At 66.7% G+C, this 14,212-nt stretch carries 13 protein-coding genes and 1 tRNA gene; 7 read left to right on the top strand and 7 right to left on the bottom strand.

The genetic code is table 11. The features are described 5' to 3' along the window. Positions 1-253 precede the first annotated feature (253 nt). On the bottom strand, positions 254-697 hold the full coding sequence (locus ACFFNX_RS24695; protein WP_378206770.1) for a winged helix-turn-helix transcriptional regulator: 444 nt from the start codon (positions 695-697) through the stop codon (positions 254-256). 234 nt (positions 698-931) lie between these two features. Between ACFFNX_RS24695 and ACFFNX_RS24690 the strand changes: the two genes are divergently transcribed. The 5 genes from ACFFNX_RS24690 to ACFFNX_RS24670 all read left to right on the top strand — a co-directional run bounded on the left by ACFFNX_RS24690 (position 932) and on the right by ACFFNX_RS24670 (position 7,949). Beyond that, complete coding sequence (locus ACFFNX_RS24690) at positions 932-2,035, top strand: SGNH/GDSL hydrolase family protein (protein WP_378206767.1); 1,104 nt, start codon at positions 932-934, stop codon at positions 2,033-2,035. 157 nt (positions 2,036-2,192) lie between these two features. After that, complete coding sequence (locus ACFFNX_RS24685; protein WP_378206764.1) at positions 2,193-2,531, top strand: hypothetical protein; 339 nt, start codon at positions 2,193-2,195, stop codon at positions 2,529-2,531. A 27-nt stretch (positions 2,532-2,558) separates the two neighbouring features. Then, positions 2,559-3,380, top strand: coding sequence for a WXG100 family type VII secretion target (locus ACFFNX_RS24680; protein ID WP_378206761.1), 822 nt, complete (start codon positions 2,559-2,561; stop codon positions 3,378-3,380). A 792-nt stretch (positions 3,381-4,172) separates the two neighbouring features. Further along, positions 4,173-7,229, top strand: a complete 3,057-nt coding sequence (locus tag ACFFNX_RS24675) for a type ISP restriction/modification enzyme (protein ID WP_378206757.1) — start codon at positions 4,173-4,175, stop codon at positions 7,227-7,229. Positions 7,230-7,571: 342 nt separating this feature from the next. Beyond that, a complete protein-coding gene (locus ACFFNX_RS24670) occupies positions 7,572-7,949 on the top strand; it encodes a tyrosine-type recombinase/integrase (RefSeq protein ID WP_378206754.1) in 378 nt (125 codons plus the stop codon). 245 nt (positions 7,950-8,194) lie between these two features. Here ACFFNX_RS24670 and ACFFNX_RS24665 read toward each other — a convergent pair. Further along, positions 8,195-8,266, bottom strand: a tRNA-Val gene (locus ACFFNX_RS24665). A gap of 76 nt (positions 8,267-8,342) precedes the next feature. Continuing rightward, positions 8,343-8,714 (bottom strand): TIGR02611 family protein, encoded by a 372-nt coding sequence (locus ACFFNX_RS24660; RefSeq protein WP_378206751.1) that lies wholly within the window; start codon positions 8,712-8,714, stop codon positions 8,343-8,345. Between the two features lie 200 nt (positions 8,715-8,914). Between ACFFNX_RS24660 and ACFFNX_RS24655 the strand changes: the two genes are divergently transcribed. Then, a complete protein-coding gene (locus ACFFNX_RS24655; protein ID WP_285581039.1) occupies positions 8,915-9,334 on the top strand; it encodes an SsgA family sporulation/cell division regulator in 420 nt (139 codons plus the stop codon). Positions 9,335-9,415: 81 nt separating this feature from the next. Here ACFFNX_RS24655 and ACFFNX_RS24650 read toward each other — a convergent pair whose 3' ends face one another. The 4 genes from ACFFNX_RS24650 to ACFFNX_RS24635 all read right to left on the bottom strand — a co-directional run bounded on the left by ACFFNX_RS24650 (position 9,416) and on the right by ACFFNX_RS24635 (position 13,080). Beyond that, positions 9,416-10,249 carry an aminotransferase class IV gene (locus ACFFNX_RS24650; protein ID WP_378206747.1) on the bottom strand — a complete coding sequence of 278 codons (834 nt, stop codon included), beginning with the start codon at positions 10,247-10,249 and terminating at the stop codon, positions 9,416-9,418. After that, positions 10,246-11,220 (bottom strand): chorismate-binding protein, encoded by a 975-nt coding sequence (locus ACFFNX_RS24645; protein WP_378206744.1) that lies wholly within the window; start codon positions 11,218-11,220, stop codon positions 10,246-10,248. The genes ACFFNX_RS24650 and ACFFNX_RS24645 overlap by 4 nt, the downstream gene beginning before the upstream one ends. 90 nt (positions 11,221-11,310) lie before the next feature. Next, complete coding sequence (locus ACFFNX_RS24640; RefSeq protein WP_378206773.1) at positions 11,311-12,771, bottom strand: acyl-CoA carboxylase subunit beta; 1,461 nt, start codon at positions 12,769-12,771, stop codon at positions 11,311-11,313. Between the two features lie 6 nt (positions 12,772-12,777). Next, on the bottom strand, positions 12,778-13,080 hold the full coding sequence (locus ACFFNX_RS24635; protein WP_378206741.1) for an acyl-CoA carboxylase biotin carboxyl carrier protein subunit: 303 nt from the start codon (positions 13,078-13,080) through the stop codon (positions 12,778-12,780). Positions 13,081-13,179: 99 nt separating this feature from the next. On the opposite strand from ACFFNX_RS24635, the gene ACFFNX_RS24630 reads away from it, so the two are divergent. Beyond that, the coding region (locus ACFFNX_RS24630; RefSeq protein ID WP_378206738.1) for a serine/threonine-protein kinase at positions 13,180-14,212 on the top strand (1,033 nt) is incomplete at its 3' end.

Below are 14,212 nucleotides of genomic sequence, written 5' to 3'. Positions count from 1 at the left end.
CGCCCTCCCAGACACTCCCCGCCCTCCCAGGGGGCGCCGACCCCACTTCCATTGTCAAGCCACCCCACACACCAAATAAAGACCACACGCACGACTGTGGAAAACCACGACCCAACCACTTCGAAACAGACCCTAGGCCTCTCTGTCGCCTTCACCACCCCGGCCGAACTCCAGCCGGGTCACGAGCGTCAAGCGGACCTGCTTCGAAAGCCCCGCGAACGAAGCCGGTCCGGTGCGGAGCGACGCCATGCCTTCAGGAGATATGAGCGTCGTATCTCTCGCGGTTGGTGAGCACCTCGTCCATGTGCGCCTCGGCCCACGCCTTGATGCCGCGTACGACCTGATGGAGCGAGAGACCGAGGTCGGTCAGCTCGTACGTGACCGTGACCGGGACCGTCGGCGTCACGGTACGGATGACCAACCCGTCGCGTTCCAGGGAGCGCAGCGTCTGGGTGAGCATCTTCGGGCTGATGCCGGCCAGCCTGCGGGCCAGCTCGGAGTAGCGCATCGGCCGCGGCTCGCCGGTGCAGTCGGCTCCGAGAGGGTCCGGACCGCCGCTGCCGAGCGCGGCCAGGATCAGTGCGACCCACTTGTCGGAGATCCGGTCGAGCAGCCGACGGCTCGGACATCTTGCCATGAACGCGTCGTAGTCCCCCTTTGCTTGTGCCCGCTGCTGGGCCGCCGTCCTCGTCGGCATCAACCGCTCCTTCGCACCTGGGGGTGACTTACGCACTTCGAGGTGCGCACTTCCCGTTGGAGAGTTACGTGCCCATAGTGATGCGAGCGAACGGTCGTACACAAGCCGCGAGGAGCGAAGCCATGAGCGTCCCCGCCTTGCGCGTGGCCGCCGTCCGCGCCCGGACCGGAGTCGCCACGTGACTCAGGCCTGAGATTCCCCCGACACATCCTCTTGGCGACCAATGGAGCGAGCATGATCTGGACAGCCGGCTTCCGCACCGCAGTGATCAGTCCCTACGAACAGATCCAGCTCACCGAACCGCGCGGCTTCGCCGACCAGACCGTGCGTCAGGTGCTCCACATGGCCGGCGGCGGAGAACGCCTCCGCGTACGCCTGACGAACCGTTATGGCCGCGCTCCCCTGACCATCGCCGCGGCGGCGGCCGCCACCGAGCACGGCCAAGCCGCCCTCACCTTCGACGGCGCCGGGAATTTCACCGTCCCGCCGGGCGAGGAAATCGCCAGTGACCCACTGGATCTACCCGTCGCCCCCGGTGCCGATCTGTTCCTCAGCCTCTATCTTCCCGAGGAGACGGGCCTGGCCACCTATTCACCCAAGCCGATGGAGATCGCTCGCATAGCGGGTGGTGACCACGTCATGTCTCCCCTACCCGGTGATGCCGAGCAGGGAGAAGGCAGGTTCTACGTCTCAGGCGTCGACGTGCTCGCCCCGGACGCCACGGCGATCGCCGTGGCGTTCGGCGACTCATGGTTCGAGGGGGTCGGCTCCACGACCAGCGCGAACAACCGGTCTGTGGACTTCCTCAACCGGCGCCTACGGCGGGGATGGGTCGTCAACCAGGGCATCGCCGGAAACCGCCTGCTGCGGGACGAGGTCGGCGAGCACGCGCTGGCGCGCTTCGACCGCGACGTTCTCTCGGTTCCCGGCGTGACCCATGTCCTGGTGCACTTCGGCATAAACGACCTCGGCCTCCCCGGCATGTCCGGCGAGCCTCCGGCCACCTCCGAAGCCCTCATCGAGGGCTTCGAAGATTTGGCTCACCGCGCGCACCAAGCCGATCTGAAGATCCTGGCCGCCACCATCGGCCCCTTCGCGGGCGCCGCCTACCCCGGAGTCAGCACCCCCGAGGGGCTCGCCGCGCGACGCGAGGTCAACGGCTGGATCCGTACCACCGACACCTTCGACGCCGTCTTCGATGTGGCCCGGGCCGTCGAGGATCCTGCGGCTCCCGACCACATCCACCCCGCCCTCGACGGCGGCGACGGCATGCACCTCAACGACGAGGGCGCCCAGGTCATGGCCGACACCGTAGACCTGAAGACCCTCGACCTTTAACACCTCATCGTCCGCCGGGGGCTGCCCGAGTGCGGCCTGAACCGCACACGAAGTCCGTGTCGGCCATCGCCTTACAGACAAGACTGTATGTTAGAGACTACGATGGCCCCTGGAACACCGCCCCAGCGGGAGCTGATGATCACCCGAGGATGACGCGATGAGCGAAGGCGAAGAACTACAGTTTCCAAATCGGCCGGCCTTCGACGGCGCGGCGAGCACCGTCTCCAACGGCCTCCAACCGCTCGCCGGCACTTCGGATCAGCTGGCAAGTCTGGGAATTTCCGAGGCCCTCGTCGGCATGTGGCCCACCGGAATAGAGCTTGCGGCCGCCATCGGAATGGCGCTCGGAGTCGCGACCGTGGAGCACGAGAACCACGCAAAAAGCGTTCAGTCCGCCATCGAAAAGCTTTCCGAGACCGGGGAGCGATACCACGCGACCGAAGCCAAGAATTACGCCGCGATATCACGCCTGAAGCCCACTATCCCCAACCCGTGAGACGAACGATTCCAAGGAGGTTCGCTCGTGCCAATCGCGGAAGTAGCGCAGTCGCTGTTCGCGGCGATCAACGCGGACGCGATCATCGGGTGTGGTAGCGCCATCAAGGAGATATCAAGCCTGTACGGCACCCTGGGCTCCACCATCGACACCGCCCACCAGCAGTTGTTCACGGGTGACACGACGTGGAGCGGGACCGCGGCGAGCAAGGCCAAGAACACCATGACCGATCTGACGCTGTCCAGCAGCAATATTCAGAGTGCACTCAGCACCATCGGCGACACTCTCGTCGCGTACGGCACGGCGCTGAAACCCTTCCAGGGAAAGGTGTATCCCACTCCTGTACCGGGGTCACGCGATCCCGAGGCGGCCGCGGACCTGGCGATCACCGGCACCGCCTCTGCCGCCGCGGCCCTCGAAATCGGCGCGGCCGTACTCAAGATGATGCCGACCTCGAAACAGGGGACGAAGTCAGCGAACAAGGCCGACACCTCGACCAAGTCCGCCACCCCGACCGACAGCACGACTACGGGCGATGGCACAACCTTGGCCGGCCTACCGAACCCCGCGCACGTCGTCGGCAGCCTCACGAGCAATCCGGCCCTCACCGGCGCGGTACTACCCGGACCGAGCAACGGCACTCCGCCCCTCGGCCCTTTCATGTCCGCGGCCGGCGTGATCGGTTCGGCCGAGGAGGCAGCCGTCATCCAGGCAAGCGAAGCGGCAGCCATGAGAGAGGGCATGCCCTTGATCCCGATGACCGGGACACCATCCCGAAAACACTCCGAACGCAGCCGCACGACCACTCTCACCGAAGACCCCGAGTTCTGGACCGCGCTGATGGACTAGGTCGTTGAACGGCCCCGCGACCACGCTCGGTCCGCTGGACGCTCTCTGGATCACAGAGCACGTCCATCTGGACGGCAATGTCCTGCCAAAGCAAAGCCCGTCCAAGCCACCCAGGCTCAAGCCTGCCCCGATCGCCGCGGAGTCCACGCGGCCACCCACAACGAGGAGCCGCTGGTCGCGCCCGGTTCCGGAAGATCGGCGTCTGGGGTGCACGCGAGCTGAAGCACAGCACACACCTGGGATGGGCAAAAGCAGTAAGCGTCGCAAGGCGGAATAGTTGCGAGACGCCGGCCAAGATATAGAGCTAATTACCGCTGCTGATTTCCTAGAGCGCCTGGCATCGAGTGGCTGAACAGCACTCTGTTCTGGGCGTCCGTCCCTCCTGAATCTCCAGTTCACACCGGCCACATCCGCCACAAAATCGGCCATCGCGCAATTCGGCGCCAGTCCACGCAGAAATCCCCCTTATCGTGGACGATTTGGATTTCCGATGAGAGAGTAAGCCGAACATCGTCCCGGGATGACAGATGGTGGCATGTGCCTGCGAAGACCTCTGAGTCAGCTTCGTTCGCCCAACAGATCAAGACTGCCGTCGCACGTTTTGGCGCGGCCGTCGGCCCCAGGCTGCGTAATGGATCCGGGCAGGAGGAGGAGCAGCTAAGAGAGCCATTCAGTCGGCTGTTGCGCGACGTTGGAGACGCACTGGGTGTCCATGTCCTCCCCGTCGGGGAGGTCCCCCTAAGAGACCTCGGAGTTCGACCTGATTACGTTGTCGATGTAGCAGGCGTGCGAGTGGGTTACGTCGAGCTCAAAGGTCCACGCAGGCGAATCCCTCCGGACTGGAGCCCGTCCAGCCATGAACGTAAGCAATGGGAGCAGCTGCGTCTGCTGCCGAACGTTCTCTACTCAAATGGGAACGATTGGGCGCTCTTCCGGAATGGCGAACTAGTTGGATCGGTCGCACGACTGGTCGGCGACATCAGGCGCGCGGACGCCAAGCTGGCTCCTGCGGACGGTGTGTTCGAGCAAGTGATCTCCGAATTCCTGCTTTGGACTCCTCCCGTACCGCGCAACGTGCATCAACTGGTGCGCGCCATCGCAAATCTGTGCAGACTGTTGCGCGAAGAGGTGTGCGACACCTTGCGCCGGGAGAGGACCGGAGATCTGCCGGAGGACATCTTCACCGGCCTGGCTCAGGACTGGCGGACGTTGCTATTCCCTGGACTGTCCGACCAGGAGTTCGCAGACGGGTATGCGCAGACAGTGACGTTCGCCCTCCTGCTGGCCAGGGTCGACGGCATCACCTTCGAGCATCAACCACTAGCCGAGATCGCTAAGCAGTTGGGGAAGAAGCACTCCCTGATGGGCAAAGCGCTCAGCGTTCTGACGGAGAAGACTTTCGAAGGTCGCAGCGTGGTCATTTCCACTCTGCTGCGCGTGATCGGGGCCGTCGACTGGGACATCGTCAGCCAGGGCAGGCCTGACACCGCGCTCCATCTTTATGAGCCCTTTCTTCAACAATATGACCCGGAGCTCCGTCGGCAGAGTGGCTGGTATTACACCCCGAACGAGGCCGTCTCGTTCATGGTCTCCTTCGTCGAGGAAATCCTACGGAAACGGCTGGGCAAGTCTTGGGGCCTTGCGACGGCAGGTGTCGAGATCATTGATCCGGCAGTAGGAACAGGTACCTATCTGCTCAACATCCTCGAATCCGTCGCACGGACCATCGAGGACGAGGAGGGGCCTGCGGCAGTCCCAGCTCAACTTCGAGCGCTCTTCTCGCGAATGACGGGCTTCGAGAAACAAACCGGACCGATCGCGGTGGCCGAACTCCGCCTCCATCAGGCACTGAAGGCGTACAGCACCGAAATACCCGAGAGCGAGCTGGAGCTACTCGTCACTGACACCCTGGACAGCCCTTACGAGGAACTCCCTTACATTCCACGGGCTCTGGAACCGATCGCTCGCTCCCGCCGGCGGGCCGGCGAGATCAAACGCCTACGGCAGGTCCTGGTCATAATGGGGAATCCTCCATATGGTGAGCGAGCGGGCGGCCGAGGCGGTTGGGTGGAGAAGGGCGGCCCAGGGCAGACACCAGTACTGGACGCCTTCCGGGCTCCAGGCAACGGGCGGTACGAGTACGTACTCTCCAACCTCTACGTGTACTTCTGGCGCTGGGCGACCTGGAAAGTCTTCGACGCACATCCAGACGCACCCAGCGGTATCGTCGCATTCATCAGCCCCTCATCATTCACTACCGGCCGCGGCCACGCGGGCATGCGCGAGTACCTACGTCGCACCGCCGATGAGTGTTGGGTCATCGACCTTTCTCCAGAACGCCATCAGCCCGATGTAATCACGAGAGTGTTCCCCGGCGTACAGCACCGCCTCTGCATCACGATCGTCGTCAGAAGCGGAGCAGGCGACCGTGACCAGCCCGCCCCTGTCCGCTACATGGCAGTCGAAGGCAGACGGTCTGAAAAGTTCGCCAAACTGAAAGAGCTACACCTTGAGAACTCTGCCTGGATGGACTGCCCGACCGACTGGCAGGCACCCTTCCTTCCTTCAACCAGCCCAGAATGGCAGTCCTACCCCTATCTCGGCGACCTCGTTCCTTGGTCACACAGCGGGCTAAAGCCCAACCGAAACTGGGTGCACTCTCCGGACAGCAACACGCTCCGACGACGATGGATGAGACTTCTTCGGGCAGATCCGGACGAGAAGCCCGTGCTCATGAAGGAGACCCGGGATCGCGACCTTTCACGAGTCCCTGCCCCGCTTCCTGGAACGGCGCGACATGCCAAGGCCTTAAAGGCAGAGACATCTCCACTTCCATGTATCGAGCGCGTGGCTCTGCGAAGCTTCGATCGCCAGTATCTCATCTACGATGCCCGCGTCATCGACTTCGTAAGGCCGCCGCTGTGGTATGTCCGTGGTTCTCATCAAATTTATGCAACCGAACAGCACGCCCATGCCATCGATGCGGGTCCGGGGATTGTCTTCTCCGCTCTCGTTCCGAGTGTCCATCACTACAATGGCCGAGGCGGTCGAGTGCTTCCGCTCTACAGGGATGCTGCTGGACGCGTTCCCAACCTGGCTCCGGGATTGCTGGACCTATTGTCCTGCAAACTCCACCAGGAAGTGAGCGCCAAGGACATCTTCGCCTATATCGCGGCAGTAACCGCCCACCCTGCCTACACCGAACGTTTCGCCGAGCAGCTCAGAACACCGGGCGTCCGAGTACCTCTGACGGCCGACCCGCAACTGTGGGGCGAAGCGATGTCGATAGGCCACCGAGTGATCAGATTCCACACCTACGGAGAGCGGCCCCATAATGCAGGCGAAGGGTATCCACACCAGGTGCCGCGACTCCCCGCCAGCCTCCGCCCCAAAGTGGTACGGGCTATTCCCGACACCCCACAAGCGATGCCCGGAAACATCGCCTACGACAAGGATACCGAAACTCTCCTGGTCGGAGACGGCCAGATCCGACCAGTGCCACCCCGAGTCTGGGAGTATGAGATATCCGGGATGAAAGTCGTCAGGAAATGGTTCGACTACCGGAAAAAGCACCCTGGCGGTAAACACACCTCGCCTCTTGACGACATAACGCCCGAACGATGGCCCGCCCAGTTCACCACCGAACTGCTCGAACTTCTCAACATGCTCGGCCTCTGCGTCGGCCTTGAGACCGAACAGGCTCGTTTGCTGGACCAGATCAGCACAGGTCCGCTCATCACAACCACCGACCTTGAGCATGCAGGGGTGCTCCCGGTCCCGCAGCGCCTCCGCAAACCACCACAGGTTCCGGTGGAAAGCGCCCTACCGCTGTTCGAAGCACCCTCCTAACGCCAGACGCAGCACCGCCGCCCGCCGCCGCCAACCCTCACGATGGCTGGGATCACGGCGCCGGGCAGCGTTGCCAAAGATTCAGGTAGGAACGTTGGCACCGCCTCTTCCGCAGTTCATGCCGTAGATCGTCCCTACGCTGCGAGCATGAGCTTCACCGCACTCCACCGCGTCCTCGGATCGGGCCGAAATCGTCGACCGGCGAACTCCTTGACTCCGTGGTGGCTGTCGGCGTGACGGAGGGCGGAGTCAGTCTCGGCTTGGGCCCGGACGGGAAGCGCAAGCGACTCAAGAGGAAGGGGAGGAGCAAGACCGAGGTCATCGACAAGCTGATCGAGGCCGTTGTCCAAGGGCCTCAAAGGTGGTAATTCGGACACGATCAAGACCAACCGCATCGTGGTCGAGATGCACGTGATGCCGCTGATCGGCAAGGCGAAGCTCAAGAATCTGCGCGCTGACGACGTCGACAAGTGGCTCGACGGGCTCATGGACAAGTTGTCGACGCGGAGCCTTCAAGGTGTTCACTCGATCCTCGAGTGGGCGATCCGGCAGGCTCAGGCCCGCAACAAGGTGCTGAAGAACGTCGCCGGACTGCTCACCACACCCCAGGGGCGCGGGACGGCCGAGTTCCCTACGCGGACCGGCAGTCCCTTGGACGTCGGCAACGCACAACGCTCGTCCCGGGCGATCACCAGGAAGGCGAAGATCGGGGAGGACTGAACTCCCCACGAACTACGTCACTCCTTCGTCACCATGCCGATCTCGTCGGGCACGCGGGCACCGCGGTGACCGAGAAGGCGTACCGCCACCAGCTCAACCCGTGATCGCCTAAGGTGCCAAAACCATGAACATCACCTGCGAGAAGCAAGCACGGTGGCTCCCGGTTTGGCTCCCGCCGACCCCTCAAAGATCGAAAAGGGCTCCGGATCCAAGATCCGAAGCCCTCTGACCTGCTCTCACATGGGTGGGCGATACTGGGTTCGAACCAGTGACCTCTTCGGTGTGAACGAAGCGCTCTCCCACTGAGCTAATCGCCCCGGACGGTTCCCCGTCGCCAGCAAAGATTAGCGCATTCCGGTACCTCTTCGCGCGCCGCCGCTGGTGTGGGGCGGGTCATCCTGTCGCCCATGGCAGGTTCAGGCCGTATCTCTCCAGGTAGGCGATCACGCCCGCCGCGACCACCGCTCCCCCGCCGATGGCGATCAACTGGTTTCTTCTCCGGGTCTCTGGGGCCAGGGCCTTGTCCTTCGCCTTGCCGGCCGTGTCCTTGGCCCACAGCAGGGCGACGCGGGCCCAGGCGAACTCCGTTGCCAGGATGGCGAAGCCGATGAAGATCGCGGCCCAGCCCGGGCCCGGGAGGACGAGCATCGCGATGCCGGCCAGCAGCACCGCCATACCCACGGTGAACACCGCGACACGCCACGCGTTGTTCAACAGAGCGTTGCGGCGTACGCGCTCGCGCCAGCGGGTCAGGTACTCGGACACGCATCGACCATAGCGCTTCCGCGCAGGTCAGAGCGGGTATCAGGTCGGAGAGGCCGGTCAGCTCAGGTGTTCGGGGGGCGGAATGTTCTTAGGACTTCTCGCAGTTACGGGTCAGAGACCGAAGGGGACACCCGTTGGAGGGAGCGACGTCCTCACCCAGAGCCCGCGATGCGGGTCCGATGCCTGAAGGAATGGCCCGAATGAACAGCAGCAGCACCGCCTCGGCCGAGGTCGGCCTTCGGCTCGTCGTTCCCGACCGCACGACGGTCCCGCTGCTCGCGACCCTGGAGTACGCCGCCGACGACCCCTACGCCATCCGTGTCGCGTTTCACGTCGGTGACGACGATCCAGTGGAGTGGATCTTCGCTCGCGAGCTGTTGACCGTCGGTGTTGTGCGGCGGGTCGGGGATGGGGACGTTCAGGTGTGGCCGGCGGACGACGTCCGCGACCGCTCGCTGAACCTATCTCTTTCGTCACCTTTTGGTACCGCCCACTTCGAGGCTCCGCTCACGCCCCTGACCGACTTTCTCAACCGGACGTACGAGATCGTGGCCGCGGGCCGGGAGTCGGACTTCATCGACATCGAGGCGGAACTCGACGACCTGCTCTGGCACTCCTGATGACGTAAGAGACCGTACGGCCCCGTGCCTAGCGCCTCCCAGCGCTGGCCCACACCCGACGGCGCGGGGCCGTACGCACGATCATGGGTCGAGGTCGGCCGCGCCTCGCTCGGCGAACGCCTCGATGGCCTTGCGGGTGACGGGGCCCGGCGCGGTCGGCAGGACCGTGCCGTCGACCGCCCTGATCGGCTGCACGTCACGGGTGGTGGAGGTCAGGAAGGCCTCGTCCGCCTCGGTGAACTCCGCCAGCGGCACGTCGGTCTCCTCGCCGCCGACCCACTCCAGCACGAGGGCGCGGGTGATCCCGGCGAGGCAGCCGGAGGACAGCGGCGGGGTGATCAGCCGGCCGCCGCGGACCAGGAAGACGTTGGAGCCGGTGCCCTCGCAGAGGTTTCCGGCGAGGTTGCCGAAGATCGCCTCGGCGCCGCCGTGCTCGTGGGCGTACGCGAGGGCCTTGGCGTTGTCGCCGTAGGAGGTCGTCTTCAGCCCGGACAGGGCGCCCCGCTCGTTGCGCGGCCACGGCACGACCGAGACGTCGCCGGTGGCCGGGAACGGCTGCTGCTCGGCCACGGCCACGATCGCGGTCGCGCCGGTCGTGCCGCGGTCGGAGCCGAGCGGGCCCTCACCGCTGGTGTAGGTGATCCGGATGCGGGCGAGGTCCCACCGGGGTGCGGCGTCGAGCACGTCGAGGGTGCCCTGGCGGATGGCGTCCAGGTCGGGCTCGGGCAGGCCGAGCCCGGCGGCCGAGGTGGCGAGCCGGTCCAGGTGGCGGGTGAGGGCGAACGACCGGCCGCGCACGGCCTTGATCGTCTCGAATACGCCGTCACCCACGAGGATGCCGTGGTCGAACACGGACACTCGCGCGTCCTCGGGGGCGTGCAGCGCCCCGTTGATCCATACCGGACCAGAACTCATCGTGAAGCTACCTCCAATAGCCGAGCCGCCTTCAGCTCGGTCTCCTGCCATTCGCGCCCGGGGTCGGAATGCCACGTGATGCCCGCTCCGGTGCCGAACCTGAGCAGATCGCCTTCTGCCCAGAAGGTCCGGATGCCGACCGCGAGCGCACCACGCCGGGAGTCCGCGTCCACCCAGCCGATGGCTCCACAGTACGGGCCGCGGGGCACCGGTTCGAGCTCATTGAGAAGGGTCAGGGCGCTGGACTTGGGCGCGCCGGTGACCGATCCGGGCGGGAAGGTCGCGGCGATCAGCTCCGGCCACCCCTTTCCGGACGGCAGGCGGCCTCGTACGGTCGAGACAAGGTGCACCAGACCGGGATAATCCTCCAGCGCACACAGGGCGGGAACCGAAACCGAACCCGGTTCGACCACCCGGCCGAGGTCGTTGCGGACCAGATCCACGATCATGACGTTCTCGGCGCGGTCCTTGGGCAGGAGGTCCTCCGGTGTACGGCCGGTGCCCTTGATCGGTCGCGATTCGACCACGTCGCCCGCGCGGGACAGGTAAAGCTCCGGCGAGGCGGAGGCGATCTGGAGCCCCGGCAACCGCATGACGGCGCCGTACGGGGACGGGATGCCGTGGGCGAGGGCACCGCCCAGGCCGAGGAGGTCGGCGCCCGGCAGCGGCGCGGACAGCACGCGGCACAGGTTCGCCTGGTAGACGGTGCCCTCCGCGATCGCCGCGCGGATCGTCTCCACCCCGGCCACGTAGGCGTCCCGGCCGAGCGAGCTGGTCCAGCAGTCACGCGGCGGCCCCTGCCAGGGCGCGTACGGGAGCGGCGCCGGCCGTACGGTGGCGAACCGCGCGCAGGTCACCTCACCCTCGTAGGTGACGACGACGGCCCAGAACCCCGAGGAGTCGAGAGCGGTCAGATCACTGGTCACATCTGTCAGATCGGTGGCCAGGAGCCCCCCGGCGTGGGCGAACATGAGACCAGTCTGCCTTGACGTGCTCCCCGGCTCGAAAGGGGGGAATTCCGGCCTGGACCGCCGATCGTTCCGGTGGCCGTCCCAGCGGGATCACCAGGTGTCGAGCGGGGTCCGGCGCTCGCGGCGCGGTGCCGAGCGCAGCGCCGTGCCGATCCAGCGGCGGGTCTCGGCCGGGTCGATCACGTCGTCGATCTCATAGACCGTCGCGGCGGACAGGGCCTTGCCCCGCTCGTACGCGCGGGAGACGAGTTCGTCGAACAGGGCGTCGGGGTCCTCGGCGGCGGCCAGCTCCCGGCGGTACCCCAGGCGCACGGCGCCCTCCAGGCCCATGCCGCCGAGCTCGCCGGTCGGCCAGGCCACGGTCGCGACCGGCACCTTGAGGCTGCCGCCGGCCATGGCCTGGGCGCCGAGCCCGTACGCCTTGCGCAGGATGACCATGACGAGAGGGACGCCGACGTTCGCGCCGGTGACGAACATGCGGGCGAAATGCCGTACGGTCGCGGTCTTCTCGGCGTCCGGGCCGACCATGAACCCCGGAGTGTCGCACAGCGACACCAGCGGCAGGCCGGACGCGTCGCACAGCTTCATGAACCGGGACGCCTTGTCCGCGCCGTCGGCGTCGATCGCGCCGCCGAGATGCGCGGGACTGTTGGCGATCACGCCGACCGGCACGCCCTCGACCCGGGCGAGGGCGGTGACGATCCCTGGCCCGTACGCCGCCCGCAGCTCCAGCACCGAGCCGGCGTCGGCGAGCGTCTCGATCACCGTACGGACGTCGTAGCCGCGCTTGCGGTCCAGCGGGACGAGGTCGCGCAGCGCCTCCTGCCCGGCGGCCTCCCAGGTCGCGGCCGGTCCCTGGAAGTAGGCGAGGTACCGCCGGGCGACGCGTACGGCCTCGGCCTCGTCGGCGACCGGGACGTCCACGACGCCGTTCGGCACCTGGACCGCCATCGGGCCGATCTCCTCCGGCGCGAACACGCCCAGGCCGCCGCCCTCGATCATCGCCGGGCCGCCCATGCCGATGTTGGCGTCCTCGGTGGCGATCACGACGTCGCAGCAGCCGAGCAGCGCGGCGTTGCCGGCGAAGCACCGCCCCGAGGCGATGCCGATCAGCGGTACCTGGCCGCTGAGCCGCGCGAACAGGTGGAACGCCATGGTGTCCAGGCCCGAGACGGAGGCGGTGTCGGTGTCGCCGGGCCGCCCGCCCCCGCCCTCGGCGAACAGGATGACGGGCAGCCGCCGGCGCTCGGCGAGCTCGAGCATCCGGTCCTTCTTGTAGTGGTTCATCGCGCCCTGCGTGCCCGCCAGGACCGTGTAGTCGTAGGCGAGCACGACCGCGGGCCGGCCGTTCACGTCCCCGACCCCGGCGACCAGGCCGTCCGCGGGGGTCTTCTCGATCAGCTCGTCCAGAGGGCGGCGTGCCCGCTGCGCGGCGACGGCCAGCGCGCCGTACTCGGTGAACGTCTCGCACAGGTCCGCGACGTTCTCCCGCGCCGTACGGTGTCCGGTGGCGCGCCGGCGCCGTACGGCCTCCGGGCGCCCGGCGTCCAGGCCGACCTAGCCCCGGCGGCGTACCTCCGCCAGGTGGGGCCGCTCCCCCGTCGCGGCCTCGGCCGGCGCGGCCTCCGGCTCGACGTCCCCCTCCTCGATGGCGACCAGCGTCTCGTCCTCGCCGACGAGCGCGCCGGGGACGGCCGCGACCTCGCGTACGACACCGGCGACCGGCGCGACCACGACGTACTCCATCTTCATCGACTCGAGTACGACCAGCGGTGTCCCGGCGGGAACGGATTGGCCGGGGGTCACGTCGATACTGACGACAATGCCTTGTAGGGGCGCCATGACGGGGGTCGTGTCCATGCGCTGCAACCTCTCTCCGTTGTCAGGGACACGTACTACCATCAACACGACACACCCCCCGTTGCCTCTCATGCCCGTGATCGACGAAGAAGGGACCGCATGATCGACGAGGTCCCCGGCTACCGCATCCTCGAACGGGCGGGGGAAGGCGGCTTCAGCGTCGTCTACCGTGCTCACCAGGAGCGACTCGACCGCATCGTCGCGTTGAAGGTGCTGTCCGTCGACGCCGTGGACGACGACACGATGCGCCGGTTCGAACGCGAGTGCCAGATCACCGGACGTCTCACCGGCCACCCGAACGTCGTCACCGTCCTCGACACCGGCATGACCAGCACCGGCAAGCCGTACATCTCGATGGACTACTTCGAGCACGGCTCGCTGCGCGACCGGCTGTCGCGCGAGGGCCCGCTGCCGCTGCAGGACGTCCTGCGCATCGGAGTGAAGATCGCCGGCGCGCTCGCCGCCACGCACGAGGCCGAGGTGCTGCACCGCGACGTCAAGCCGCAGAACATCCTCGTCTCCCGCTACGGCGAGCCGGCGCTGGCCGACTTCGGCGTCGCCCGGCTGGTGGACACCTCCGAGGCCACGCACACCAACGCGTTCACGCCGCACCACGCCGCACCGGAGGTGGTCAACGGGCAGCCCCCGGGCGTGACCTCCGACGTCTACGCGCTGGCCTCGTCGATGTACCAGCTGCTGGCGGGCCGGCCGGCGTTCCGCGCCGGCTCGGGCTCGGGCATCGGCCCGCTCATGATGCGCATCCTCAACGAGCCGCCGCCGCCGATCGAACGCGCCGACGTGCCGCCACAGGTCTTCGAGGTCATCGCCAAGGCCATGGCCAAGTCGCCCCGCGACCGCTTCCCGAGCGCGGTCGCGTTCGCCACGCGGCTGCAGCATCTGCAGATGGAGCTGCGGCTGCCGGTGACCGAGCTGGCCGGCAGCGGCGCGGCGTCCAGCCCGGGCGGGTCCTCGCCGGAGGTCGACCACTCCGGGTTCACCGGGCCCGGGTTCGACATGCTGGTGCGCTCGTACGAGCCGCACGTGCCGGCCGCCCACCCCAACGCCGCGCCGCATCCGCCGCCGGGATCCGACACCGGGCCGTCCGGGCCACCGACGAAGCCGCCGGCGGCGC

The sequence above is a fragment of the Actinoallomurus acaciae genome (assembly GCF_042429965.1).
In the GTDB taxonomy this organism is placed as follows: Bacteria; Actinomycetota; Actinomycetes; order Streptosporangiales; family Streptosporangiaceae; genus Actinoallomurus; species Actinoallomurus acaciae.
This window is presented reverse-complemented; position numbering and strand designations above follow the sequence as displayed.

Excerpts from the sequence above, each read along its gene's own strand:
- ACFFNX_RS24695 (WP_378206770.1), bottom strand. The coding sequence starts at position 697 with ATGCCGACGAGGACGGCGGCCCAGCAGCGGGCACAAGCAAAGGGGGAC.
- ACFFNX_RS24690 (WP_378206767.1), top strand. The coding sequence starts at position 932 with ATGATCTGGACAGCCGGCTTCCGCACCGCAGTGATCAGTCCCTACGAA.
- ACFFNX_RS24685 (WP_378206764.1), top strand. The coding sequence starts at position 2,193 with ATGAGCGAAGGCGAAGAACTACAGTTTCCAAATCGGCCGGCCTTCGAC.
- ACFFNX_RS24655 (WP_285581039.1), top strand. The coding sequence starts at position 8,915 with ATGAACAGCAGCAGCACCGCCTCGGCCGAGGTCGGCCTTCGGCTCGTC.
- ACFFNX_RS24650 (WP_378206747.1), bottom strand. The coding sequence starts at position 10,249 with ATGAGTTCTGGTCCGGTATGGATCAACGGGGCGCTGCACGCCCCCGAG.
- ACFFNX_RS24645 (WP_378206744.1), bottom strand. The coding sequence starts at position 11,220 with ATGTTCGCCCACGCCGGGGGGCTCCTGGCCACCGATCTGACAGATGTG.
- ACFFNX_RS24635 (WP_378206741.1), bottom strand. The coding sequence starts at position 13,080 with ATGGACACGACCCCCGTCATGGCGCCCCTACAAGGCATTGTCGTCAGT.